This is a genomic window from Streptomyces pluripotens (assembly GCF_000802245.2).
In the GTDB taxonomy this organism is placed as follows: Bacteria; Actinomycetota; Actinomycetes; order Streptomycetales; family Streptomycetaceae; genus Streptomyces; species Streptomyces pluripotens.
This window is the reverse complement of sequence record NZ_CP021080.1, coordinates 6964330-6990461: the sequence shown is the minus strand read 5'-3', so window position 1 is coordinate 6990461 and position 26132 is coordinate 6964330. Positions and strand designations below refer to the sequence as shown.

Here is a 26132-nt window from a genome sequence, read left to right as displayed (position 1 = left end):
ATTAGGGGTGCTGGGGTCCCGTTCTCCGTCTCGTTCAGGCCAAGTCACGCCGTGTCTTGATCTCTTCAGGTCAGGGCGCGCCGCGTCGACCCCGGGTGTGCCGAGTGGGTCCCGTAGGCTCGCGCTACCGTTCCGCGACCGAGAGGGGCCTGACCGTGCACGTGCGCGTGCGCCGGATCTATGAGCCGCCCGAGCCCGACGACGGCCTTCGCGTCCTGGTCGACCGGCTGTGGCCGCGCGGGCTCGCCAAGGACGCGGCCCGTGTCGACGCATGGCCCAAGGTGCTCACCCCCTCGACCGAACTGCGCAGGTGGTATCACGGCGGCGGGTCGTACGAGGACTTCCGCCTCCGCTATGAGGCGGAGCTCGGCACTCCTGAGGCCGCCGAACTCCTCGAAGACCTCAGGAACTCGGCGCGTGCAGGACAAGTGACGCTGCTGACGGCGTCCCGGAACCTGGAGCGGAGCCACGCGCGGGTGCTCGCGGAGTTGCTGCAGCGCTGAGGCCCCGGCTGTCGGACGACCGGTGGCGGAACCGCTCGGCCAGCGAAGCCACCGAAGGTCACCACCGGGGATGCGGCACGAACGGCTCTGTGCGCCGTCAACCCGTCTGGCGGGCCGCGTGCCGTCCCGCGGCCCGCCCGGAGAACAGGCAGCCGCCGAGGAACGTCCCCTCCAGGGCGTTGTACCCGTGCACGCCGCCACCACCGAACCCGGCTACCTCACCCGCCGCGTACAGCCCGTCGATCGGCGTGCCGTCGGCACCCAGGGCACACGCGTCTAGGTCGGTCTGGATGCCGCCGAGGGTCTTGCGGGTCAGCACGTGGAGCCGAACACCAATGAGGGGACCTGCTGCCGGGTCGAGGATGCGGTGCGGGGCGGCAACCCGGCCGAGCCGGTCACCGATGTAGCGACGGGCGTTGCGGATGCCCTGGACCTGGGAGTCCTTGCTGTAGGGGTTGACGATCTGCAGGTCACGCGCCTCGATCTGGTGGCGTACCGCAGCGGCGTCCAGCAGTGGCTTCCCGGCCAGGTCGTTCATCTTCCCGACCAACTGCTCCAGTGTGCTGGCGGTGACGAAATCAGCGCCCCGGTCGAGGAACGCCTGCACCGGTACGGGGGCGCCTTTGCCCAGCAACCGGTCGCGCAGTACCGCCTTGCGGTCCTTGGCCGTGATGTCAGGGTTCTGCTCGGATCCGGAAAGCGCGAACTCCTTCTCGATGATCTTCCGGGTCAGGATGAACCAGGAGTGGTCGTACCCGGCGATGTCCTCGGTGGTGCGCAGGTGCTTGAGCGTGTTGAGGGTGTCATAGCCGGGCAGGCAGGGGTCGGGCAGCCGGCGCCCCAGGGCGTCGAGCCAGATCGAGGACGGACCGGGGAGGATCCGGATGCCGTGCCCCGGCCAGATGGGGCTCCAGTTCTGCAGGCCCTCGGTGTAGTGCCACATCCGGTCACGGTTGACCAGGCGTACGCCCGCCTCGGCGCTGATGTCGAGCATCCGGCCGTCAACGTAGGCGGGGACGCCGGTGACCATCTCGGCCGGGGGTGTGCCCAGCCGCTCGGGCCAGTGACGGCGGACGATCTCGTGGTTGGCACCGATCCCGCCGGTGGTGATGACCACAGCCTGGGCGGTGAGCTCGAAGTCACCGAGCCGGTCGCGGTTCGAGGCGACGCCGCGCGGTGAGTCGTCGTCGGCGAGGACGGTGCCGCGCACCCCGTGTGCCCCGCCTTCCACGATGACCAGCTCGTCCACCCGGTGACGGTGGTAGAAGGTCAGCAGCCCGTCCCGGGCGGCCTGGCGGGCGTATCCGACGAAGGGTTCCACCACGCCGGTGCCCGTGCCCCAGGCGATGTGGAAGCGCGGTACGGAGTTGCCGTGCCCGTTCGCCCTCAGGTCGCCGCGCTCCGCCCAGCCGACGGTGGGCAGCAGCTCGATGCCGTGCCCCCTGAGCCAGGACCGCTTCTCGCCGGCGGCGAACTCGACGTAGGCCCGGGCCCAGCGCACGCCCCAGGCGTCCTCGTCCTCCAGTCGGTCGAATCCGGCGCTGCCCCACCAGTCGTTCCACGCGAGATCGAAGGAGTCTTTGATGCCGAGCCGGCGCTGCTCGGGGGAGTCGACGAGGAAGAGCCCGCCGAAGGACCAGAACGCCTGCCCTCCGAGGTTGGCCGCGTTCTCCTGGTCGACCAGGGCCACCCGGCGGCCCCGGCTGGTGAGTTCGTGGGCCGCGACCAGGCCGGCGAGACCCGCTCCGACGACGATGACATCCGCGTCCATGGCGGCTGTGTCCTTCCTGTCAGTGCTCATACCTGGGGTGCTCGTGCCTGACTGCTGATCTGTGGGGTGCTCGTGCAGGACTGCTCGTACCAGGGAGTGCTCGTACCGGGGGCCGTCGGCCCGGGGTGCTCACGAGGGGGTCCGGCTGCCGTCCGTGAGCAGCGCCGTCAGCAGCTGCCTGAGCCAGGCCCGGGCGGCCTCGACGTCCTTGTCCAGCAACAGCTGTGTGGTGACCCCGTCGTAGGCGGCGACCACCGCGTGCGCGGCGCCGTGGACGTCACCGAGTACGGCGGGGAGCGCGTGGGCGCCCCGAGCCCGGAAGAGCCGGTCGGCAATGGCCTGCCGGAGCAGAGCGCGGTGGTCGAGGAGGGACCGGGCGACGGCCGGGTCGCGCGCGGCATGCACCAGGAAGTCGGTCTTCACCAGCAGCCAGTCCACGTCGAGCAGCAGCACCTCGGTGACCCGGTCCACGGACGCGGACACGTCCAGTTCCGTGCCGTCCCGGCCGAGCGCGTCGGCGACCTGGGAAGCGATGAGATCAGCGCGCTGCCGGTAGAGCGCGAAGAACAGTTCGTCCAGGGTGGCGAAGTTCGAGTAGAAGGCGCCCCGGCTGAACCCGGCGGCGTCACAGATCTCCTCGATGGACACCCGCCCGAAGCCCTTGGCGGCGAAGACCGCGAACGCGGCGTCAAGCAGCCTGGCCCGGGTGCGGCTCCGGCGCCGGGTGATGCGTCTGGGTCGCTCTTCCACGCCCACCACCCTCTCAATCGATACATGAATGTATCCGATACATCGGTGTATCGAAAGGCCCCCGCAGATCCGAGGGGACGGACGAGGGCTGGCGCACGCAACGAACATAAGGGAACGTACATTCGATTAAGGCGTAGTCTGGACCCATGTCCACGCACCTACAGGGCTCCCTCTTCGACCAGACCGACGAGGTGCGGCTCGGCCCGCTCGGCGGACTGGGCCGGACCGAGCTGGGCTCCGGTGCCTGGATCGACGTGCTGCCAGGCTGGCTGAGCGGGGCGGACATCCTCTTCGAGAGACTGGCCTCGGACGTCCCATGGCGAGCGGAGCAGCGGAAGATGTACGACCACGTGGTGGCGGTTCCCCGTCTGCTCGCCTTCTACGGGGTACACGCCCCGCTGCCCCACCCAGTCCTCGCCGAAGCCCGCACTGCACTGTCCCGGCACTACGCCGGAGAACTGGGCGAACCCTTCACGACCGCCGGACTGTGCTGCTACCGGGACGGCCGGGACAGCGTGGCCTGGCACGGGGACCGAATCGGTCGCGGTGCGCGCGAGAACACGATGGTCGCGATCCTCTCCGTAGGCGCACCGCGCGACCTACTGCTGCGCCCTGCCGACGGGGGCGGCACCACCGTGCGGCGACCGCTCGGACACGGCGACCTCATCGTGATGGGCGGCTCCTGCCAACGCACCTGGGAGCACTGTGTGCCCAAGACCAGCCGGGCCACGGGACCCCGCATCAGCATCCAGTTCCGGCCACGCGGTGTGCGGTGACGCATCCGCCGCCCCGCCCGCCCCGGGGGTCGACGCATCTGGTTGGCTGTCCCCGACGGCTACTGCTCGGGGTTCGGGGAGATCATGCAGGCAGAAGTACGCCAAGTCGCCGACGACGTCCATGTGGTGCACGGCCACCACACCAACTGGGTGATCCTCAAAGACGGTGACGCCGTCACGCTGGTGGACACCGGATACCCCGGGGACCGGCAGGGGCTGCTGGAATCCCTTGCAGCCGTGGACAGTTCGCCCGCGGCAGTGACAGCTGTGCTGATCACGCACGCTCACAACGACCACCTGGGCTCGGCCGAGTACCTGCGCGCCACCCACGGCACCCCCGTGCACCTCCACCCGGCCGAGGTCCCCCACGCCCGCCGAGAGTTCCTGCAGCAGGCCACCATCGGCGACGTGGTACGCAACGCCTGGCGTCCCGGTGTACTGCCCTGGGCGATGCACGTGATACGGGTCGGCGGGACGGAGAACCATCCCGTCACCGCGCCCGAACCCTTCCCGGTCGAAGGCCCACTCGACCTGCCGGGCAGGCCGGTTCCCGTCCACACCCCCGGTCACACCGACGGCCACTGCGCGTACCACCTGCCCGAGGCGGGCATCGTGATCTCCGGCGACGCCCTGGTCACCGGGCATGCCACCACGCGGGTCCAGGGCCCCCAGTTGCTGCTCGACTTCTTCCACCACGAGCGCGCACAGGCCCTCACCTCCCTGGGACTGATCGGCGGGCTCGACGGCGACATACTGTTGCCCGGCCACGGGCCGGTCCACCGGGGCCCGGTGCGCGCCGCCGCCGAACAGGCCCTGGAGCGCACCGCTTAACAGAACGACACCGCGGGCCCGCACGGGGGCGCAGCCACGCACGGTCCCGGTCCACAGGGGCCCGGCCGCCCCGGGTCACTCGTGCGGGACCACGGCCACCGGGCAGTCAGCGTGGTGCAGCACGCCGTGCGCAACCGAACCGATCCGGCCGCCGACGGCTCCACGGTGCGCCCGGCGCCCGACGACCACCAGCTGGGCCCCCGCGGACTCCGACAGCAGCACCTGTCCCGCGCTGCCCATCTCGACGTGCTCCGCCACGGGCACGCCCGGGAACCGTTCCCGCCACGGCTGCAGTGCCTCGGCCAGCGCCCTCTTCTCGTAAGGCTCCAGGCCGCCCGCCTCGTCGAGGAGCGCGAGCGAACCGGGGCTGTAGGCGAAGACCGGCGGCAGCGTCCACGCCCGGACGGCCCGGACGGCAGCGCCGCGGGCAGCCGCGGTCTCGAAGGCGAACCGCAGCGCCGCCGCACTGTCCTCGGGAGCGCCGTGCTGACCGACTACGACGTCCCGGCCCGCCGCTTCCGCAGCCGGTCGGTCGCCTGCCCGCACCAGGACCACGGGCCGCGTCGTGTCCGTGATCACCTGTTGGCCGACCGAGCCCAGCAGGAATCCGACGACGGGACCGTGGCCGCGTGAGCCCAGCACCAACATCTCGGCCGAGGCCGCGGCGCCAGCCAACACCTCCCCGGCGCCGCCCTCGACCACGTCGAAGGTGACCGCCAGCTCCGGATGCCGTTCCGAGAGCTTGCGCACGGCCTCCGCCACACCGTCCGTCGCCCATCGGTGCTGGGTTTCCCGGTCAGCCCCGGCGAGCGCCTCGGCGTAGCGCCACGCGTGCACCACACGCAGGGGAAGCGTCCGCCGCACGGCCTCCCGTCCCGCCCACTCCAGCGCGGCCAGGCTCTCCTCCGTACCGTCAACCCCTGCCGTGATCGGGCGTGTCATGCGTGTGTCTCCTCAGTCGTAGACGCGCTCTTCTTGGTGCTGGTGCCCACTATCGGGCACCAGCGGTCCCCGGAGCGAACCCGGGCGATCGCCCCTACGATGGGCGGGCAAGAGAGCCTCTTCCCCGCCCGGTGGCCGGGCCACGGCCCAGAACCGATTCCCGCATCAGGTCCGTCCCAGCCGCTGCCGAGCCCTGGTCAGTGAACTGCTCCCCCTGACCACCGGAACACCGGCGCAGGAAACCGAGTGGGCAAAGGGCACCCTGTGAGCACCGTCGACGGCATGGGCCCCGGCGTCCCTGCGACCACCCCGCACCGGGAACGGCCGGACGGGTACCGGCGAACCGGGCGCAGACGATTGCGGTGAGGGGCTGATGGGGAGGACGCACAGGTCAGGGGAGCACTGTCGGTCAGTCGTGTCAGGATGGGGCCGTGTCACAGATCGCTTTCACCACGCCCCCGTTGATCGGCCGGGACGAAGAACTGGCCCGCCTCACCGGCGTGCTGGAGCATGCCCGGGACGGTGAGGCACGAGCGGTGTTGGTGGCCGGGGACGCGGGGGTCGGCAAGACGCGGTTGCTGGATGAGGTCGCGGGCCGTGCGGCGCGGGCGGGCACGACCGTGCTCACCGGACACTGCGTGGACCTGGGAGACGTCGGCCTGCCCTACCTGCCCTTCACCGAGGTCCTCGGCACGCTCGCCGCCGACGAGCGCTTCGAGGCAGCACTGAGGGCACATCCGGTGGTGAACCGGCTGCTCGGCGCGGGAACGGACGCAGAGCGGGACGCCGACGGGCGGCTCCGACTCTTCGAGGACGTTGCCGGACTGCTGGCCGACCTCGCCGCCACGGCGCCGCTGCTGCTCGTTCTGGAGGACTTGCACTGGGCCGACCAGTCCTCCCGGGACCTCCTGCGTTTCCTGCTCAGTCGGGGTGTGCTGCACCGGACGGGTGGCGGTGTGAAGGACCGTCGTCTGACCGTACTCGTTTCCTACCGGGCCGACGATCTCCATCGCCGCCATCCCCTGCGCCCGCTGCTCGCCGAACTGGTCCGGCTGCCGGCCGTGGAACGCCTGGAACTGCGCCCACTGCCCGATCCGGAGCTCGCGCGACTGGTCCGGGCGCTCGGGGACGGACCACTGCCCGAGTCCGTCGTACGGGGCATCGTGGACCGTGCCGAAGGCAATGCGTTCTACGCCGAAGAACTGCTCGCGGCAGCGGGTACCACAACAACCGGAATGCCCAGCGGACTCGCCGACCTGCTTCTCATCCGGGTCGAGCAGTTGTCCGAGACCGCACAGCTGGTGCTGCGGACCGCGGCCGTAGCCGGGCGGCGGGTGGAGCACGCTCTGCTGCTTGACGCGGCGGGGCTACCCGACGACGAGCTGGAGACGGCGCTACGCGAGGCCGTTGGACGGCAACTCCTCGTCCCGGGGGACGATGGCGCCTACGCCTTCCGCCACGCCCTGACGCGCGAGGCGGTCTACGCCGACCTGCTGCCCGGCGAGCGGTCCCGGCTGCACGGCGCGTACGCCCGGCTGCTCGCGGCCTGCGGCAGGGCCCCGGAGACCGCCGCCGAGCGCGCCCACCACCACCGCGAGAGCCACAACCTGCCCGAAGCGCTGGCCGCCCGACTGGAGGCCGCCGACCACGCGCGGCGGTTGGGCGCGCCCGCCGAGGAACTGCAACATCTGGAGACCGCCCTGGACTTGTGGTCGTCGGTGCCGTCGCCCGCACGCCCTGCCGTCGGCGGCTTGGACCGGGTGACGCTGACCCTGCGCGCCTCGGCGGCGGCTGCGCACGCCGGTGACGCGCACCGCGCCGTCACCCTCACCCGCGCGGCGCTCGCCGACGTCGACCAGGACGCCGACTCCGAACTGGCCGCCCGGGTGCGGTACACGCTGGCCGGCAACCTGCTGACCGTGGACAGTCTGACGGCGGCCTACCGCTACAGCAGCGAGGCCCTGGCGATGATCCCCGCCGATCCGCCCTCGCAGACCTGGGTATGGGCGGCGGCCACACATGTCGCGGTGGCCCGTCAGGTTGGCGAGGACGAAACGGCGTTGCGCGTCGCACGCCAGGCGCTGCGGGTCGCCGAGGAGTTGGGCGTGACCGCGGCCCGGGCCGATCTGCTGATCTCCCTGGCCAACGTCGAAGGCGGTGGCAGGAAGACCGCGGAGGGCAGGGAGAGGCTGGGTCAGGCGCGGGAGCTGGCCCGCGCCGCCGGGAACGCTCCGGTGGAGTTGCGCGCGCTGTTCAGCCTGGCCGTCGCGGCCTTCGAGTCCGGGAACCTCCAGGAGTGCCCGGCACTGCTGGCCGACGGCCTCGACCGGGCCCGGTGCTCCGGGCTGCTGTCCTCGCCGTACCCGCTGGAGATGCGCTATCTCCAGCTCCTCGTGATGTACACCCTGGGGCACTGGGACGACTGCGTGCGCACCGCTGCCAAGGCTGCGGCCGCGCTGCCCCCGGTGGGCGGCAGCTTCGCGACGAGCCCCGCCCTGTACGTGGCGCTGGCTCGTGGTGAGCAGTCCGTCCTCGCGCGGGCCCGCGCCCTGCTGACGGGCCCCTTCGACTGGATGGGCAGGCTCGTGGCCGGGGTCGTCCTCACCGACGCCGCCGCCCAGGAGAGCGACCCCGAAGGGGCCATCCAGCGGATGCGGACGGTGATCGCGGAGCTGGGCGACGGCACGACCCGCCGGCCGGGGATCGCGATCCGGCTCGCCGCACTCTGTCTGGGAGCCGTCGCCGACCGTGCCGTGGAGCTGCGCCGCACCGACGCCGGAGCGGACCTCGCCCGCTGGGCGGGCACCGCGACCGAACTGGTGGAGTTGGCCCGGGCCACGGCAGGGCAGGACGGCGCGGGCCACGCGCCGGGCCCGGAAGGGCAGGCATGGCTGGCCCGCGCCGAGGCGGAGTGGACTGACGTCGTGTCCGGAGCAGACCCGGCGGCCTGGGAGAAGGCGGTGGCCGCGTACTGGTACGGCGACGGGTACGAGCAGGCACGGTGCCGACTGCGGTACGCGCAGGCACTGATCGCCGTAGAACGCCGCGCGGAGGCCGCGGAACAGGCACTCCTGGCCCGTGAGACGGCGGCCGGGCTGGGCGCGGCACCGCTGCTGGACCGGGTCGACGTGCTCATCCGCCGCGGCCGTCTGACCGCCGTGCCGTCAGGCACGGACCGCTCCGCCCCGCTCACCGCACGCGAACGGGACGTGCTGCGGCTCCTGGCGCGTGGGCGCACCAACCGGCAGATCGGAGAGGAACTCTTCATCAGCGGCAAAACAGCCAGCGTGCACGTCTCCAACATTCTCGCCAAGCTGCACGCCACGAGCCGAACGGAGGCCGTGGCAATCGCCTACCGAGAAGGTCTGATCGCTCCGGATCCCATGGGTTCGGGGTGACCCGCCGGTGTGCTGTCCCCGGTGTGACCGGGACGGCGGCCGGGTCCCGCGGCGGTCCCAGGACATACGGATGCCCCGCACGAGGCGGGGCATCCGGTGCTGCGGGTGGTGGGGTCGTACGTCAGCGACGGGCGGTCGGCCTGTTGGCGGCGGTGACGTTGACCGCGGCCCACGCCCGGTCCACCGTCTTGTACTCGGTGCTCTTCGCACCGTACAGGTCCTTGGCCGCCTTCAGCGTCGCTACGCGCGCCCCGTGGAAGTCGGTCGTGGAGACCATGTAGCGGGTGAGCGCACGGTAGAAGATGGCGGTGGCCTTGGTACGGCCGATGCCCTTGACCTTGCTGTTGTCGTAGGTCGGCGAGTCGTAGGTGACGCCGCCGATCTTCCTCTTGCCACTGCCCTCGGCGAGGAGGTAGTAGGCGTGCGAGGAGACGCCGGAACCCGCGTGCACCTCGGTGTAGTACGTCTCCGGCGACCAGTAGTCGATGGTGCCTTCGAGTTTGTCCAGCGACGGATGGTCCAGGCGACGCAGGAACTTCTGCTTCAACCCCAACTTCTCACCGATCAGGAAGTCCGGCGTGTCCTTCTTGTTGTGGGCGAAGAACTCGACGTTGGAACCGAAGATGTCGGCGAGCGACTCGTTCAGCGCGCCGGGCTCGCCGTACTGGTTGCCGTCCGAGTCGACGTACGTCGGCTCCAGTTTGGCGGTCGCATCCACCACGCCGTGGGTCAGTTCGTGGCCGGTGACGTCGAGGACGACGAGCGGCTTCTTGAACATCTTGCCGTCGCCGTCGCCGTACAGCATGCAGTTGCAGGTCGGATCCCAGAAGGCGTTGGCGACCTTCTTGCCCCAGTGGACCATCGCATGGGCCGCCTTGCCGTCGTTGGCGATGCCCTTGCGCTTGAAGGTCTTCTTGTAGAAGTCCAGGGTCTCGGTGACGCCGTACTGGGCGTCGGCCGCGGCACTGGTGCGGCTGGAGGTCTTGCCGTTGCCCCACACGTCGGTACGGCTGGTGAACTTCTTGCCCTTGGTGAAGCTCTCCGTGTACGAACCCTTGGCGTCCCGCGTCTCGGTGCCGTACCGGGTCCGGTCTCTGAGCTGGAAGTGGCCGCGCGAGGTCTGCGTGGTGGTGAGTCTGACCTTGCCCACGAAGAGGCTCTTGCCGGTGCCCTTGGCGTTCGCCGGGTAGCGCGCAGCACGGTGGCCACCCGGGTCGAACACCAGGCTGGCCCTGGCGGTGCCGGAGCCCGAGCCGGTGGCGGGGTTGATGGTCTCACCTCGCTTGCGCAGGGTGCGGACCAGCTTCGGTGACAGGAACTCGTCGCTGTCGGGGATGTCGCTGCGCACCTTGCCGGTGACGGCATCGACGACGACGGTGTGTGAGGCGCCCCGGCTGGTCACGGTCACCTGGTAAGCGAGGGCGGCGCCGCCGCCGCGGGCGTCGACGACGAGTCGAGCTCCGCCCGCATGGCCCTTGGCGGCGCGGGCGGCCTTCGAGGCGGCCTGACGAGCAGTCAGCCTGGCCCGAGTGGTGTCCGGCTTGACAGCGTGTCCGGCCGCGCGGGTCACGCCGGCGTAGGCCAGCTTGTTATTGAGATGGACGACGAGGTCGCCACCGAGCACCGGCAGGTTGTGGTGCGTCCGAACGAACCGGACGTGCCGGGCACCCTCGGGGTCGATCATCACGTCCTGGGCGTGGAGTTCGTCCCCCTTGGAGACGCCGGACGCCGAGGCATGGGCGAAGGCGGCGGCGCGCGCCGCCGCCACCACCGCCGCCGCCGACGCCGACGCGCTCGTCCTGGCGGACGCGGCGGACCGCTCCACCCCCGTGGAGGGACCCGCGAAGGCCGTACCGGCCAGTCCCGTGGCAGCGGTCGCCACCGCAACAGCGACGGCGACTCTACGTATGTGCGGTCTACCCACTGATCAGGGTTCCTTCATTCGAAGGCGGCCGGGTATCGCCAACCGCCTTACAGCACGGCACAGTTCGCGCCATGGGGGCTGGTCGGGCCCCACCGTCACCCTGACGGATCAGTCATGCACACGTAAAGATGGAATAATCCATTTCGTCAGCTTCTATGACAATCCTTTACAAAGGTGCACCATAGAGTGATCGCCGACTGACTAACTGTGTGTCGGCTGTGGAGACGCGACCTGAATCCTCTAGGTTCCCTGGGCGAAATGTGACTGAGGTCGCATCACCATGCACACGGACGGAAGTGGGTGCCGGATGGACTCAGTCTCGGCGGGACAGCGTGCCGTCCTCGGGGCGGTCGTGCTTTCGCTCATCGCGGTCCCGACGCAAGCGTCGGCCTGGACGACCGCAACGAACAAGGCGACCAGCACAACTCGCGCGACCGAGGCGACCGAGGCGACCGAGGCGACCGAGGCGACCGAGGCGACCGACAGGGTGAACTCCACTACGGAAGGGGAAATTCCGGCACCCGACACCGCGGGCGTCACCGCGGTGCTGCGCTCCGCCGTGGCCCAGGGCGCACCGGGCACGCTGGTCCGGATCGACGACCGGGGCAGGACGTACCAGTTCACCCGCGGCATCGCCGACCGCGGCACCCACCGGGCGATGGCGCCCGACGACCGATTCCGCGTCGGCAGCGTCACCAAGACCTTCTCTGCGGTGGTACTGCTCCAACTCGCCGACGAACACCGGATCACGCTGGACGCCCCGGTCAACCGCTACCTGCCGGGGCTCCTGCCCGACGACCGGATCACGGTCCGCCAACTGCTCAGTCACCGCAGCGGCCTGTACGACTACACCAACGACATGTTCGCCAGGAGCGTGTCAGGATTCGAGGCGGTGCGGAACAAGGTCTTCACCTACCGCCAGTTGGTTGCCCTTTCCCTGAAGAGGCCCCGCACCAACGCGCCGGGGGCCGCCTATTCCTATTCCAACACCAACTTCGTCATCGCCGGCCTGCTCGTCGAAGAGCTCACGGGTCAGTCCGTGCAGACCGCGTACGAGAACCGCATCTTCAAACCGCTGAAGCTGCGCGACACCTTCTACGTACACCCCGACACCACGATTCCCGGTCGGTCCGCCCGCGGTTATCTGACCCCCGACACGACCGGCGCTCCCCTGGTGGACGCCACCGCACAGACGGTGTCGTGGGCACAGAGCGCAGGCGCCATCATCTCCAGCGCGCGGGACCTCGACACGTTCTACAGCGCGCTGCTCGGCGGCACGCTGCTGTCCTCCGCGCGACTCACGGAGATGGAGCGTTTCCTCCGGGTCAACAGCACCACGGCGTACGGCCTCGGGCTGCGACGCCGGGACCTGCCGTGCGGGATCTCGGTCTACGGCCACACGGGCGCGGTACAAGGCTATTACACCTACTCCTTCGCCACGAAGGACGGCCGCCGCAGCCTGACCGCTGCCGCGAACACATCCAACAACGCCAAGGTACTCAACACGCTGGCGGGCGTCCTGAACTCGGCCTTCTGCGGCACGTCCCGTCGGGAACAGCAGACGCGGAGCTAGGAACTGTCGTCACACCTCGGCCCACGACCGTCAGGAACGGTTCGGCCACCAGGGTGTAGGCCTGCCCATCGCCTGGGACGGCACCCCGGGCGGGACGTTCACGCCATCCTGCGGCACTAGCTCGGGCGGCCGGTCGGCTGACGGGCATCAAGACATCGCCTGCGGCCAGCACTCCCCCACCGGGGTCCCGGACGGCTGGCTGAACCGTCCCGGTCGCCACACCAGCATCCGCAAGGGGGAGTTCATCCACATCGGTGTCGGCTCCTTGGGGGGCAGCCGGAACCGCCCACGCTGGGCCCAATCTTGTTCGGTCGCTGAACCGGCACGTCCCGTGATCTTGGCGGAACGACGCCCTCCAGGCCACTATGCCCCGCATGAAAGGTGATCTCTTTTCCAGGCAGCACATGGTACAGCCGGCCGCGGAACCGGGAATGTCCGTCGAGAACGCCAAGTGCATCAAGTATGCGGTGAACGGGGAAATGCACGCCCGCCAGGGCTCGATGGTCGCCCACCGCGGCAGTCTCAAGTTCGAGCGCAAGGGGCAAGGGGTGGGCGGCATGCTCAAGCGTGCCGTCACCGGGGAGGGGCTGCCCCTCATGGCGGTGCGCGGGCAAGGCGAAGCCTGGTTCGCACACGAGGCGCAGAACTGTTTCATCATCGACGTCGAGCCAGGCGACCGGTTCACCGTCAACGGCCGCAACGTGCTGTGCTTCGACGCCTCGCTGTCGTACGAGATAAAGACGGTGAAGGGTTCGGGCATCGCCGGCGGCGGCCTGTTCAACAGCGTGTTCACCGGCCACGGCCGACTCGGCCTGGTCTGTGAGGGGAACCCTCTGGTCATCCCGGTGTCGGCCCAGGCCCCGGTGTACGTGGACACGGACGCGGTGGTGGGCTGGACCGCACAACTGGAGACCTCGCTGCATCGCTCACAGTCCATCGGGTCGATGCTGCGCGGCGGTTCCGGCGAGGCCGTACAGCTGATGCTCCAGGGCGAGGGACACGTCGTGGTGCGGCCGAGCGAGCTCACGCCACAGAAGGCCCAGCAGCACTGAACCTTCACATGTGATCCGCCCACCGCGGGCAACCCCCGAAGCCGCACCGTCGTCTTGACCAACAGTAGACCGAGCCCCGGCCCCTCGGGCCGGGGTACGTTTCCAAGGAGCTATACATGGCATGTATACATTCCGTGTATAGAAAGGTTCACATGTACGGCAAGGCCTTCGCCCCGGAATACCAGGGCTCCCTGACCACCCTGTCCGTCAACTCCTCGCTGGTCGACGTACTGGCCGAGGCCGCTGAACGGCTGCGTGCGGCCGAGCGGTCCGGGCAGCCTGCCGAGGCAGCACGCTGCGGCCTCGCCGTCGCGGAGGCGCACCGACGCCTCGGCCAGGTACGCGACGCGGACCGCGCCTGGAAGGCGAGTTACCGCGCCGCCCGCGCGGCCAAAGACACCGCTGCCATGGCCTGGGCACTGTGGAGTGGCGGCACCCTCGCCCGGCAGCGCGGGGCCTTCCCGCTGGCACGGCGGCTGCTGGAGCTCGCGGCCGAACTCGGCGAACGCGGTGGGGACGTCGTGGTCCGCGGCTACTCACTGGCCGGCCTGGCGGAAACCGGCCGCATCCAGGGCGACTACACGGCGGTCGGCCGGCTGCACGAACAGTTACTGGCCGAGGCCCGCCGGCGCGGAGAGGCCCGGCACACGGTGTGGGCGCTGGAAGGCATCGCACAGATGCACCGCAACCAGGGTGACTACGACAGCGCGTACGGGCTGTTCGAGGAGGCCGCGGAGATAGCCGACCGAGCCGACGACCGGCGCGGACACGCCTGGGCACTGCGCGGCCTCGCCGACATCCTCTCGGTACGCGACGGCGACACCGAACGGGCGCTTGAGCTACTGTCCGAGGCGGAGGCCGGCTGCCGGTCGATGAACCTCACCAGCGCACTCGCCTACAACCACAAGATGCGCGGCAACGTCTGCTACCGGGCGGGTCGTTACACCGAGGCGCGGGACTTGTACGAGCTGGCGCTGAAGGAGTTCTGCGCGATGAGCGAGCCGCGCGGCGCGGCACTGGCCCGGCTCGGACTGGCCAAGTCGCTGGCCCGGCTCGGCCGGGAGCACACCGAAACCGCAGCCGAACTCGCCTCTCTGGCAAAGACGCTGGACCGTAGCGGCCTCAAACACGCACGGGAGATGGTGACCCGGGCACAACGGGAGTTCGGCCTCGACACGGAGACCGCACGATGACCGCGCTCCGTACGGTGACGCGGGCCCCGCACCCCGTTCCCGAAATCCTCGCCCGTTGCCAGGAGCTGGTACGGCCCGCGCTGGCCGAGGCCGTGGGGCGGCTGCACCCGTGGGTGGCCGAGATGGCCGGCTACTCCTTCGGCTGGTGCGAGGTCGACGGGACGCCTGCCCGCACGCCGGGCGGCAAGGGCCTACGGCAGGCACTGGCGGTCCTCGGCGCCGAGGCCGCGGGCGCCGACGGGCACCGCGGTGTCCCGGCGGCGGTCGCCGTGGAACTGGTGCACGCCTTCACCCTGTTGCACGACGACATCATGGACGGCGATGCGACCCGGCGCCGACGCCCGGCCGTGTGGAAGGCGTACGGCACGGGTCCGGCGGTGCTCACCGGTGACGCCCTGTTCGCCCTGGCGGTGGACACGCTCGCCACCGCGCCCCAGGGCCCGGACACCGTACGGTTGCTCTCCACGGCCCTCGCCGACTTGGTGCACGGGCAGGCCGACGACCTCCTGTTCGTCACCCGTCCGCCCACCGGCCCACAACGGGTGACGCCACAGGAGTACCTGACGATGGCGGAGAAAAAGACCGGCGCTCTGCTGGGTTGTGCCGTCGCGCTGGGTGCCGCGCTCGGCGTTGCACCCGCAGGCACGGTCACCGCACTGGACCGGGCCGGGCGCCATCTCGGCATCGCTTTCCAACTGGTCGACGACGTGTTGGGGATCTGGGGCGACCCGGCGGTCACCGGAAAGCCGGTGGGGGGCGACCTGCGGGAAGGCAAGAAGACGTTCCCGGTGGTGGCCGCGTCGGACTCCCCGGCGGCTCCCCGGCTGTTCGCCCTCCTCGGCCGCCCGGAGCGGGCAGGGGAGGCGGCCCGGCTGATCGAGGAGGCCGGGGGCCGGGCCGCTGCGCTGGCCGAGGCCCGCACGCAGACGGCCGCCGCGCGGGCACTGCTCGCGGACACGCCTCTGCCCACCCACGCCGCCCGGGACCTGTCCCGGCTGGTGGACTTTCTGGTGGACCGCGAATTGTAAAGCCCCTCCGGCCCGCACCACGCGCCCGGAGTGCGCCCTCGGTGCGCCGGTCGAGACAGACCGTGTCTCCACACGCGTGCAAGAGGTACCGCCGGTCGCGGACCAGGACGCCCCCAGGACGGTCCAGAGCCTGCCGGCCGCGCCAGGGGGCCGCCGTCCCCTGACGCAGGCCGTGGCTGTCACCACCTGTCGCGGAAGACGGCAGGTGGTGACAGCCACGGACGACCGCGCCCGGATCGGGCTCATGGTGCACGGGCCGGTGCGACGCCCCGGCACCTCGTCCAGTGGACCCACCGTTTCAGGCCAGGCGCTCGAACGCCCGCCCGCGCAGGGCCGCGAGCCGGGCGGTTCATTGAACGCGCCCCCGCGCATCCCGCGTACCTCTGGGAGACACGGGCAGGGTTTGCAGCGAAGGATGACCATGGTCAAGGCGAACGTCTCCGCAGACGGGTTGGCCGCCGGACGGTACCGGCTCCTGGAGGTGTTCGCCCGCGAGACGAACCGGCTATGGTGGCACGCCGAGGACCTGCGGGCGGAGCAACCCCGACTGGTGACGCAGACCACACTTCCGGAGCCGTCGGCCGACGACACCGCGTGCCGTGTCAGGGCCCGGGTCGTCCAGACCTCCGAAACCATGCGGATGCTGTGCCCGGGCCAGGTCGCCACGGTCGTCGACGCCGTGGTGGAGGAGGGCACCCTGTGGACGGTCATCGAGTCCATCGACGGCACTCCCTTGGGCGAACTACTCGACCGCGAAGGCACCTTCACCGCGGTCCGGGCAGCGCGGCTGGGCCTGGACCTACTCGACGTGCTCCAAGCAGCGCACGACGAGGGCATCACACACGGTGAGTTGAGCCCCGACCAGATCTTCGTACGAGACGACGGCCCGGTCGTCGTCACCGGCTTCGGGCTGGCGGGCGCGACCCTGGTGCCACGGCTCACGGCACCGTCGTACGCCTCGCCGGAGCAGGCCCGGGACGAGCGTATCGGCCCCACCGCCGACCTGTGGGCCCTGGGCGCACTGCTCTACACGATGGTCGAGGGCCGGCCACCGTTCCGCGAGCGCGACCGGCCCGACGCCACTCTGGCGGCTGTGGACCGGCTGCCGCTGCGCACCCCGCTGCGCGCGGGCCCACTCGCCCAGGTGGTGGAAGGGTTGCTGCGCAAGAACTCACGGGAGCGGCCGCCCCGGCCTGCGGTCCGCACGGCGCTGACCCGGGCCCTGGCCGAGAAGGCAGCCGTGGGTCGGGAAGCGGCGCCCGCGCCCTGGCTGCGCGGCACGTGCCGGCGGATGCGCCTGCTGGGACGGGCGCGGGGTGGACGCACCAGGGCAGCCGGGGCTGCCCTGGCCGCAGTCACCGTGGTCGCCGTCGCCACCGCGGCCCTGGCCACGGCCCATCGCCTCTCCGGTACGGACGCCACGCGGAGACCCCCCGAAGGCACCTCTTCGGCCGCCCCCACCCACGAGGAGACAGGCACCACCCACGAGGAGACAGGCACCGGCGGCCCCGCACCGGCCGCACCGCCCTCCGCGACCGAGCCGACCGTATCCCCCTCTGCGGCCGTGCCGCCCGGCTACCATCGTTACACCGCCGCAGAAGGGTTCTCCGTCGCACTGCCCGACGGCTGGAAGCGGCTGGCCACCTCCCGTATGGGCGACCTTGCCTACCGGATCACTTTCGGCGAGGGCGGTGACTCCCCCACCCTCGCCGTCACCTACAGCTCGCGCGTCGGCCCGGATCCGGTCGCCGTCTGGAGAGACGACGTCGAACCGCAGCTCGCGAAGCTGCCCGGCTACCGCCGCGTCGGCAACGTCCGGGCCACCACCTACCAGGGTCACCGGGCGGCCGATCTGGAGTGGCTGGCAGGCACCGGGCGGATGCGGCTGCACACCTTCGGGCGAGGCTTCCTGCTGGGTGGCCACCGGGGCTTCTCGCTGCGTTTCACCACGGCGACCGGTGCCTGGAACGACACGGCCAGCCGGCTGGCGCTGAAGACGTTCCTGCGGACCTTCCGTGCGCCGGGGGGCTGAACCCCCTCTTCCCCGGCCGTTCCCGGTCCGCGGCTGGGGCAGGGGGCTCACCCTGCAACAGTTCGACCGGGACAGCGGGACAGCTCAAGGCGGTCAGCACCCGTCCGGCAACACCGCGCGGAGCCACGGGACCCGGGCGGAAGGCCGTGCAGGCCCACGGAACGGGCATACCAGCGGACCGTGCACGGCCGGTGTCCGAGGCGTACGACGGCGGCCGGAACGCTGCGGGACGTCCCAGCGGCCGCCAGGACTCCCGGGGGCGGCAGCCGGGGCGACGGCAGTCGGCACCTCGGCAGCGCAGGCCCGGGCACGCACGGGTACCGCGTTCCCGCACGAGACCCACCGGGGTCGTGCCGCACGGGCAAGGCCCCCTCCCGGTCGAGGGGTTGCCCATGACGGATCGCCTACCGGCACTCGGTCGTACCGGGCACGGCGTGGAGATCACGCCCCGGTTCCACCTCCGCCCCCGCCGCCGGTGTGGTCACCCGGCCCGGGGCCCACCTCCTCGTCGTCCGGTGGGGTGGTGTGCCGGCGGCGGGCCCACAGGGGAAGGACATACCAGCACAGGAGGTACCAGGCGACGACGGCCGTCACCACGTACGGCACATAGCTGTCCCTGGTGGCCACCCGCAGGATCAGCAGCAGGGAGGACGTCATCGTGGCGAGTAGCAGGAGCAGACCGACGAAGGTCATCCGGGAGGCGAGCCGCACCGCCTGCGGCTTGACCCGCCGGCCGGAGACCAGGCGGTGCAGGGACACCGGGCCGATCAGGGCACCGGTCGCACACGCGCCCAGGACGACGGTCACGATGTAGATGACCTGGTTGGTCTCGGTGAGCCGGGCGTACTTCGGCTGGAAGACGACCGTCAGTAGGAACCCGAACAGGATCTGCACGCCCGTCTGAGCCACGCGAACCTCTTGGATGAGTTCGACCCACATCCGGTCGGCCCGCTCCTCCTCGGACTCGTTCCGCCCCCTGCGTCGCCCTTCCTCCATCATGCGGTGCGTGTAACCACCCGGCCGTTCCTTCAAACGGTGTCCACCCTGATGACCTCAGGTGCCGCACGGTCCGGTCGCGGATCCCGTGGTCGTACAGGTGCCGGATCGTGGTGAAGGTCTTCTTGGGAAGTGGCGTCAGCTGACTGGCTGCCGCGTCGGCACGGGCCGCTGCGGGCTGCCGGCGCCAGGGGGCACCCTGGTCGCACCGAGCCGCTGGTAGGTCCGGCGCAGGGCGGGGTCGGGAGGGGTCGCAGCCCTCTGACTCAGGAAGTGGGGACGTCCCTCCGGGAGGAGCTCGGTGGCCGCCCCCGGCACCCGCAAGCACCAGCGGCAGCCGCAACCACCAGCGGCAGCCGGAACCGGTGGTCAGGCACCGCCTTCGACAGGTACGCGTTCGGCAGCCGGGGCAAACCGAGCGCAGTGCTCGGTCTCGGTGCTGCCGTCCGGCGTCAAGCCGCGCGGACCGCACGGATCCGCCCGGCAGCGCGGGCTCTTCTTCGCCCACGGGCCCAGCGGGCCGGGTCCGGGCCAGGCCGCGCGGGCGGCACTCGCGCGGCACGGGAAGGCGGCCGTCATCGTCCGTCCGAAACCTGCCTCAACCCTTGCCGAAGTCCTGCCGCCCCTGTCCACCGATCGCCGGGGCTCAGGGCTCGGTAGTCAACTGGGCCTGCACAAGCGGCCCATAACGGTTGACGATGGCCTCGACATCGGTGTCCCGCAGGTGCGGACCGCGCGCGATGCCGTACATCACGCCGAGGCCGACGAGGGCGGAGACGGCGAGTTCGGCGCGCAGGCCGGCGTCCGGACCGGTGAGCCGGGCGGCGAGGCGCCCGGTCACCTGGGCACGGAAGTTGGCGCGCAGGATGTCGCCGTGATCTCCGTGCAGGGGCGCGAAAGCGATCCGTAGCAGCGGGTCGGCACCTCGCTCGCGCTGGCTGGCCAGGACATGTCGGACCATATGCCGGCCCAGGTCGGACAGTGGAGCGTCCAGCAGGGCATCCGCATCGCTGTCGAAGGACATCACCCGGGCGAACAGGGCGTCCTTGTTCCCGAAGTACTTCAGAATCAACGGCGCGCTGACACCCGCCCGTTCGGCTACGGCCTTGAGGGTGATGTCGGCGTGGGCATGTCGGGCTAGCAGATGGCGGGCTGCCTTGAGGATGAGGGCCTTGGTGGCTTCGGCGTCACGGCGCACGGGACCCACCCCTTCGGCAACGGGCTTTGGGGGAGAGTGCCTCCGGAAAACGGTCGGCTCTCCGGCGCCGGGACCGGATGCTGCGGGAGTCGCCTGTCGGCGACGGGGTGCGGTACTCACGGTTCTCACGTTCCCTCCAGCGTCTGGTCGCGGGCACCGCGGGTCGCGCCCCCGGCCGGCTGCATGACGTCGCGGGCGCGGTCGCCCGGGATGGACAGGGCCGCGACGCAGGCCATGACGGCCACGGCACCTGCCATGGCGAAGGAGAGCAGGTATCCGTGCAAGGCCGGTACGAGGACACCGTCCACCGGGCTGCTGTGATGGACGAGAACGGCCGCGACGGCGGCGCTGGAGGCGGCCTGGCCGATGGTGCGCATGAGCACATTGACACCGTTGGCCGAGGCGGTCTGCCCGGCCGGAACGGCGCGAAGGATCAGTGTCGGCAGCGCCGAGTAGGCCAGCGTGGTACCGGTCGCCACCACGGTGGCGCCCAGAATGATCATCCACAAATCGCGGCTGTCGGCGATGCGCACGGCGTAGCCGCCGGCGATGACGGCGGCGCCGAGGGAAAGTGTGATCCGCGGGCCGCGCGCGGCCGAGATGCGGGCCGACAGCGGGGAGAACAGCAGCATGGTGACACCGCCGGGCAGCAGACACAGGCCGGTGGCGACAATCGACAGCCCAAGACCGTAGCCGGTGCCCTTCGGCGCCTGCACCAGTTGGGCGGTGACCAGGGAATTCGCATAGAAGGCGAACCCGGTCAGCAAGGCCGCGACGTGCGTCAGACCTACCTGCGGCCGGGTCACCAGCCGCAGGTCGACCAGCGGCCGCTCAGCGCGTAGCTGCTGCCACCACCATAGGGCGAGGACGACCAAGGCCGCCGCGAACAGCGCCAGGATCCGGGCACTGCCCCACCCCCATATGCCGCCCTCGGAGACACCCAGCAGCAGGCACACCAGGCCAGTAGCCAGCCCCACCGCGCCGAGCACGTCGAAGCGGCCGGGTTCCCGGACGGACGACTCCTTGACTGCCCACCGCGTCGCCGCTGCGCCCAGCGCGCCCAGCACGCTGGTCAGCCAAAACATGGTGTGCCAGTCGGCGTACTGCACGACCAGGGCGGCGAGCGGCAGCCCCAGGGCGGCGCCGATGCCGACCGTCGCACTCATCAGCGCGACCGCCGAGCCCCGGCGCTCCGACGGGAGTTCGTCCCGCAAGATGCTGATGGACAGCGGAACGACCGAGGCGGCAGCCCCCTGCAGTGCCCGGGCGGCGATGAGCAGGCCGATGTCGGAGGACAGAGCGCACACCACGGAACCGGCGGTCATCAGGACGAGTGCCGCCGTGAGCACCCGACGCTTGCCGTACATGTCGCCGGCCCGGCCGAGGACGGGAGTGAGGACGGCGCCGGAGAGCAGGGTCGCGGTGACCATCCAGGAGACGGTGGCCGCCGAAGCGCCGGTGAGCCGCGGAAGGTCCGGCAGGAGAGGGATGACCACCGTCTGCATGACCGCCATGAGGATGCCGCCCGACGCCAGTACCGGGATGGTGAGCCGATCCCGCAACGGCAGCGTCGTGGCCGGGGTACGGGGCGGCGGGGGTATCGGGGCGGTCTGGTCCATCGGCGCTCCTGCGGACGACGCGGCAACGGGGTGAATGACGATTCACCCTAGCGGGTGAAGTCATTCACCAACGCCGTTCACTGGGCTGTATCCGGCACGCACGGTCAGGCGGAGCCCTGGTCACGTGAGGTTCTTCTGCAGACCGTGAGATACCTGCGCATGAAATGGTCGCGGATGCCGTCGGAGGTGGGCACGAAGGCCTCGGCGGCCGGTTGCCCGGCCCGGTCGGCGAGGACCGACAGCATCAGCATGCAGTCGTGCAACTGGCCGTGGGAGTCGAAGTAACGCAGCGCTCGGACATGGGTGAAGGCCGGCTCGGGCGGGAGTTGGGAGACGATGTCGGCGTCGTTGACGAAGCGGTACATTCGGCCGCCGAATCCGTTGTGGAACGCCTCGGCGAGCAGTCGGTCGCAGGTGCGCGGCTGACCGTAGGTGTAGACGCCGTCCACCACCAGGTGTGGCTTCTCCAGGTACAGCCGGGCACCAACCAGCATGGCGAGGGCACCGACGGGCAGGCCGTGTCCGGTGAGGAACACGCCCTGCCCGTCGGTGCGCAGTTCGGCGAGGGTGCCGACGACGGCCGGGTAGACCTGGTCCAGCACGTGGCCGAAGCCGTCGTGGACATGGCCGTTGCCGCCGGGACCGGGCCGTGCCGGGGCCCCGGCGTCACAGAGCCAGTCCTTGATCTGTGCGGGGTCGGTACCGCGGAAAGCCGTGACGAGTCTTTGTCCCCGGCCAGGGTGCGGGACCGGGTGTCATACAACGGGAAGGGCGGGGCGAAGCGGGTTTCGTGGTGCCGCACCCGGTCGAAGCCCCCGCGGGTGGCCGGCTCGTCGATGACGGCACGGTCCTGATAGGCGAGGTCGGCTGCACGGGCCAGCCAATAGGGCACGTTGCAAGCCGTAACCGGTCGAGTTCTGATCGAACGAGAGGGGGACCGCCACGGGAACGGGGCTCCTTCCGTGCAGGGGGCGGCTGCTGGAGTGCGGGACCAGGACGGTCAGCGCCGACGCCCGACCGAGCGGGCGTGCAGGGCCCGTGCGGCCCTCGGGCCGAGCCACCGCTTGAACCTGCGCAGCATCTCCAGCCGCCCGGCCGCCTTGTCGAGGCCGTAGTACAGCTGTGGGGGGATGTACGGCAGCAGTGGCGAGTGGCGTTGGCCAAGCAGAGCGAACATCCGGTGCGGGGGCAGATTGACGTAGCGGGGCAGGTTCTCGTACCACTGGGCGCTGTGGCGGGCTGCGCTCTGCGCCGCCAGCAGTTCGGACTTGCGCCGGCGCTCGTAGTCGGCGAGGGAATCGGGCAGGTCGGCGTGCGTGCGCAGGGAGTCGGCGAGGCACATGGCGTCCTCCAGGGCGAGGGTGGTGCCGGCGCCGATGGAGTAGTGGGTAGTGTGGGCCGCGTCCCCGAGCAGCACCAACTTGCCCTGGTGCCAGGTGCGATTGGTGACGGTGCGGAAATTCAGCCAGGCCGTGCCGGGACGGCAGATCAGGGGATGTCCGTCGAGCACACGCGCGAACAGCTGCTCCAGCAGGGCCACTTGCTCGCCCTCGTTCGCCCGGTCCAAGCCGAGTCCGGTGAACGCCCGAGGGGAGCACTCGACGACGCATGTGCTCTGCTCGCCGCTGAAGCCGTAGCCGTAGACCCAGATCCAGCCGTGCTCGGTCTCGGTGAAGGCGAAGGTGAAGGCGTCGAAGACCTTCGTCGTGCCGAGCCAGATGTAGTGGTTGCGGCCCGGGACGATCTCGGTTCCGAAGTGCCCGGCACGGCGGGTGCGCAGGGTGCTGTGCACCCCGTCGGCCGCGACCACGAGGTCCGCACCGGTGGGCGGTTCGGTGATCTCGCTCTCGTACTCCAGGCGCACGCCGAGGATCCGGGCGCGGTCGGCGAGCAGGTCGAGCAGCCGCTGGCGGCCGATTCCGAAACCCTCGTCACCTTGATGGCGTGTCGTCAGATCTCGTACGTGTGCGACGCCTTCGCTCCAGCGGACGGACGCCTCCTCGATCGCACGCGCTGACGCCGGGTCGTAGGCCTGCAGCCTGTCGAGGAGCCCGCGCCAGTACGTGACACCCCAACCGTAGGTGGAGCCTTCCGGGTTGCGCTCATGGACCGTAATCTCGCGGGACGGATCCTGCCGTTTGAGCAGGATGGCGAGGTAGAGGCCCGCGGGCCCTCCTCCGACACAGACGACCTTCACTGCACTCCCAGAAAGTAACCAGGCGTAGGCATTCAGATCCGCAGAGTAGCAGCGCCTCCAGGCCGTGCGATCGCGTCACCCTGACGCGGTGAGCCATACCACTCAGGCAGGCGGCCCGCGGGAAGGATCGCCGCAAACCCGGCGGCCCCAGCAAGGAATTGCCCGTTCCGGAACGAGTCGACCCGCCACCCAGGCAAGATCACCCTGGTTCAACTCTGTACGAGTTGTACATAATTGTCTGAATCGTAGCCAACTGATTCCGAGCGATTTCCCCCGTTCGCCGACCCCTCGATAGGCATGCGAAGTCACCACCTCACCACCAGGACCCTCCAGGAGGACCCGCATGCCCGACATCACCCGGCGCCGCGCGCTCACCGCGGCGGCCGCACTCGCGGCGACGGCCGGCGCCGTGACCGCCGTCGCACCCGACGCCCTGGCGGTCACCCGCAGTTCGCCCGATACCCCTGGCACCCGCGGCCTTCCGGGCGCCTCGGCCGCCACGACGACCGGCCGAGAGCACACCGTGCCAGCGGCGTTCGATGAGGTCTACCGGGGGCGCCGGATACAGGGCCGTCCGTCGAGCGAGGGAGGTCACCACCACGAACACGGTGGCGGCTACGCGGTGTTCGTGGACGGGATGCAACTGCACGTGATGCGGAACGCCGACGGAACCTGGATCAGCGTGGTGAGCCACTACGACCCGGTGGCGACCCCGCACGACGCCGCCCGGGCCGCCGTGAACGAACTGCAGGGCGCAGCGCTGCTGCCGTTTCCCCTCAACTGACCGCCGCCACAAGGACTTCCGGAGCCCGCTCGTCATGACCGTACGCAAGAACCAGGCCACGCTGACCGCAGACGAAAAGCGACGGTTCGTTGCCGCCGTCCTCGAACTCAAGCACAGCGGACGCTACGACGACTTCGTCCGCACGCACAACGAATTCATCATGTCGGACACCGACAACGGCGAGCGGACCGGCCACCGCTCGCCGTCCTTCCTGCCCTGGCACCGCAAGTTCCTCCTCGACTTCGAACGCGCACTGCAGTCGGTGGACGCCTCGGTGGCGTTGCCGTACTGGGACTGGAGCACCGACCGGACGGTTCGCGCCTCGCTGTGGGCACCGGACTTCCTCGGCGGCACCGGACGCAGCTTCGACGGCCGGGTGACGGACGGTCCGTTCGCCGCGTCCACCGGTGACTGGCCCATTACGGTGCGGGTGGACGGCCGCACGTTTCTGCGCCGGTCGCTCGGCAGGTACGCACGCGCGCTGCCGACACGCGCCGAGGTGGATTCGGTACTGGCCATGACGGCGTACGACATGGCACCGTACAACAGCGCCTCGGACGGATTCCGCAATCACCTGGAGGGCTGGCGCGGGGTCAACCTGCACAACCGGGTCCATGTGTGGGTGGGCGGGCACATGGCCACCGGCGTCTCCCCCAACGACCCGGTGTTCTGGCTGCACCACGCCTACGTGGACAAGCTGTGGGCCCAGTGGCAGCGCCGGCACCCTCGCTCCGGGTACGTGCCGACGGGTGGCACACCGGACGTCGTGGACCTGGACGAGACGATGAAGCCGTGGAACGACGTACGTCCGGCGGACCTGCTGGATCACACCGGGTTCTACACGTTCGACACCTGATCAGGCCTCGGCGGAGCGGCACTCCGGGTGACCCCAGCCCTGTGCGTTCTTGGCGATGGACTCGCCTGCCGCATAGGAGCGGCCGCACAGGCAGCGGCCCGCAAACTTCGCCTTGATGGTGCGGGAGGACGCTCCGCCGCCACTGCGGCGGGGCGCCTTCCGGCGCGGGGGCCCCGCCTTGGGGGTGTCGGGTGACGCGGGAGGTTCGGGGGAACCAAGGGAACTGCCGGCCGCCTCCTGGACGGAGGCAGCCTGGCTGGCGGCTCGGTCGGCGAAGTCGTTCAGCGGGTCACCGTCGGCCTGATGAGCGGGAACGTAGCGAAAGTCGACGGCACGGCCGTCGAGGAGTCCATCGATACGGACCACCAGGTCCTGGTTGGCGACCGGCTTTCCGGCGGCGGTCTTCCAACCGTTGCGCTTCCACCCGGGCAGCCAGGTGGTGACGGCCTTCATCGCGTACTGGGAGTCCATCCGGATCTCCAGCGGTACGTCCGGGTCGACTGCCGCCAGCAGCCGCTCCAGCGCGGTCAGTTCGGCAACGTTGTTGGTGGCCCGACCGAGCGGGCCCGCCTCCCAGCGGGCAGGGGTCCGCTCATCGCCCTCGGACACCACCCACGCCCATCCGGCCGGTCCAGGGTTTCCCTTCGAAGCCCCGTCGCACGCGGCCACCACACGTTCACGCATGCGCACGATCATGCCATGCCCGCGT

Annotated in this window: 20 protein-coding genes and 1 pseudogene; 11 read left to right on the top strand and 10 right to left on the bottom strand. The window is 70.5% G+C overall.

Annotated features, from left to right (window positions below):
* Nucleotides 1-155 precede the first annotated feature (155 nt).
* Nucleotides 156-503, top strand: a complete 348-nt coding sequence (locus LK06_RS30910) for a DUF488 domain-containing protein (protein WP_174673959.1) — start codon at nt 156-158, stop codon at nt 501-503.
* Between the two features lie 97 nt (nt 504-600).
* Here LK06_RS30910 and LK06_RS30905 read toward each other — a convergent pair whose 3' ends face one another.
* Nucleotides 601-2274 carry an FAD-binding dehydrogenase gene (locus LK06_RS30905; RefSeq protein ID WP_039657823.1) on the bottom strand — a complete coding sequence of 558 codons (1674 nt, stop codon included), beginning with the start codon at nt 2272-2274 and terminating at the stop codon, nt 601-603.
* A gap of 129 nt (nt 2275-2403) precedes the next feature.
* The gene (locus LK06_RS30900) at nt 2404-3024 is read right to left on the bottom strand and encodes a TetR/AcrR family transcriptional regulator (RefSeq protein WP_039657844.1); all 621 of its coding nucleotides are present in this window, start codon (nt 3022-3024) and stop codon (nt 2404-2406) included.
* Nucleotides 3025-3170: 146 nt separating this feature from the next.
* Between LK06_RS30900 and LK06_RS30895 the strand changes: the two genes are divergently transcribed.
* Complete coding sequence (locus tag LK06_RS30895) at nt 3171-3800, top strand: alpha-ketoglutarate-dependent dioxygenase AlkB (RefSeq protein ID WP_043408325.1); 630 nt, start codon at nt 3171-3173, stop codon at nt 3798-3800.
* Nucleotides 3801-3884: 84 nt separating this feature from the next.
* Nucleotides 3885-4631: an MBL fold metallo-hydrolase gene (locus tag LK06_RS30890; RefSeq protein ID WP_039657819.1), complete on the top strand. Its 747-nt coding sequence runs from the start codon at nt 3885-3887 to the stop codon at nt 4629-4631.
* Nucleotides 4632-4706: 75 nt separating this feature from the next.
* Here the strand turns inward: LK06_RS30890 and LK06_RS30885 are convergent, their stop codons facing one another.
* Entirely contained in the window at nt 4707-5573 is an 867-nt protein-coding gene (locus LK06_RS30885) for a universal stress protein (RefSeq protein ID WP_039657817.1), read from the bottom strand.
* A gap of 431 nt (nt 5574-6004) precedes the next feature.
* Here LK06_RS30885 and LK06_RS30880 point away from each other — a divergent pair, with 431 nt between their 5' ends.
* On the top strand, nt 6005-8971 hold the full coding sequence (locus tag LK06_RS30880) for a helix-turn-helix transcriptional regulator (RefSeq protein ID WP_039657816.1): 2967 nt from the start codon (nt 6005-6007) through the stop codon (nt 8969-8971).
* A 121-nt stretch (nt 8972-9092) separates the two neighbouring features.
* On the opposite strand, the gene LK06_RS30875 is transcribed toward LK06_RS30880, so the two are convergent.
* The gene (locus LK06_RS30875) at nt 9093-10895 is read right to left on the bottom strand and encodes a M4 family metallopeptidase (RefSeq protein ID WP_043434643.1); all 1803 of its coding nucleotides are present in this window, start codon (nt 10893-10895) and stop codon (nt 9093-9095) included.
* A 307-nt stretch (nt 10896-11202) separates the two neighbouring features.
* Here LK06_RS30875 and LK06_RS30870 point away from each other — a divergent pair, with 307 nt between their 5' ends.
* From LK06_RS30870 to LK06_RS30850, 5 genes are all read left to right on the top strand, one after another.
* The gene (locus LK06_RS30870) at nt 11203-12468 is read left to right on the top strand and encodes a serine hydrolase domain-containing protein (protein ID WP_043434646.1); all 1266 of its coding nucleotides are present in this window, start codon (nt 11203-11205) and stop codon (nt 12466-12468) included.
* 374 nt (nt 12469-12842) lie between these two features.
* Nucleotides 12843-13520 (top strand): AIM24 family protein, encoded by a 678-nt coding sequence (locus tag LK06_RS30865; RefSeq protein ID WP_039657810.1) that lies wholly within the window; start codon nt 12843-12845, stop codon nt 13518-13520.
* A 152-nt stretch (nt 13521-13672) separates the two neighbouring features.
* On the top strand, nt 13673-14713 hold the full coding sequence (locus LK06_RS30860) for a tetratricopeptide repeat protein (protein ID WP_039657808.1): 1041 nt from the start codon (nt 13673-13675) through the stop codon (nt 14711-14713).
* Entirely contained in the window at nt 14710-15741 is a 1032-nt protein-coding gene (locus LK06_RS30855) for a polyprenyl synthetase family protein (protein WP_052270325.1), read from the top strand. The genes LK06_RS30860 and LK06_RS30855 overlap by 4 nt, the downstream gene beginning before the upstream one ends.
* 415 nt (nt 15742-16156) lie before the next feature.
* Nucleotides 16157-17773, top strand: coding sequence for a protein kinase domain-containing protein (locus LK06_RS30850; RefSeq protein WP_043434648.1), 1617 nt, complete (start codon nt 16157-16159; stop codon nt 17771-17773).
* A 441-nt stretch (nt 17774-18214) separates the two neighbouring features.
* On the opposite strand, the gene LK06_RS30845 is transcribed toward LK06_RS30850, so the two are convergent.
* From LK06_RS30845 to LK06_RS30825, 5 genes and pseudogenes are all read right to left on the bottom strand, one after another.
* Complete coding sequence (locus tag LK06_RS30845) at nt 18215-18772, bottom strand: DUF6328 family protein (RefSeq protein ID WP_234367548.1); 558 nt, start codon at nt 18770-18772, stop codon at nt 18215-18217.
* 643 nt (nt 18773-19415) lie between these two features.
* Nucleotides 19416-19976 (bottom strand): TetR/AcrR family transcriptional regulator, encoded by a 561-nt coding sequence (locus LK06_RS30840; protein WP_039657805.1) that lies wholly within the window; start codon nt 19974-19976, stop codon nt 19416-19418.
* Nucleotides 19977-20092: 116 nt separating this feature from the next.
* Nucleotides 20093-21586: an MFS transporter gene (locus tag LK06_RS30835; protein WP_043408341.1), complete on the bottom strand. Its 1494-nt coding sequence runs from the start codon at nt 21584-21586 to the stop codon at nt 20093-20095.
* 104 nt (nt 21587-21690) lie between these two features.
* A pseudogene (locus tag LK06_RS30830) lies at nt 21691-22293 on the bottom strand (lipase family protein); the annotation flags it as partial.
* A gap of 293 nt (nt 22294-22586) precedes the next feature.
* Nucleotides 22587-23783, bottom strand: a complete 1197-nt coding sequence (locus tag LK06_RS30825) for an FAD-dependent monooxygenase (RefSeq protein WP_039657801.1) — start codon at nt 23781-23783, stop codon at nt 22587-22589.
* 343 nt (nt 23784-24126) lie between these two features.
* Here LK06_RS30825 and melC1 point away from each other — a divergent pair, with 343 nt between their 5' ends.
* Nucleotides 24127-24567, top strand: coding sequence for an apotyrosinase chaperone MelC1 (melC1, locus tag LK06_RS30820; RefSeq protein WP_039657799.1), 441 nt, complete (start codon nt 24127-24129; stop codon nt 24565-24567).
* A 34-nt stretch (nt 24568-24601) separates the two neighbouring features.
* Complete coding sequence (melC2, locus tag LK06_RS30815) at nt 24602-25423, top strand: tyrosinase MelC2 (protein ID WP_039657797.1); 822 nt, start codon at nt 24602-24604, stop codon at nt 25421-25423.
* On the opposite strand, the gene LK06_RS30810 is transcribed toward melC2, so the two are convergent.
* Nucleotides 25424-26119, bottom strand: a complete 696-nt coding sequence (locus tag LK06_RS30810; RefSeq protein WP_043408344.1) for a ribonuclease H family protein — start codon at nt 26117-26119, stop codon at nt 25424-25426.
* Nucleotides 26120-26132: the final 13 nt, after the last annotated feature.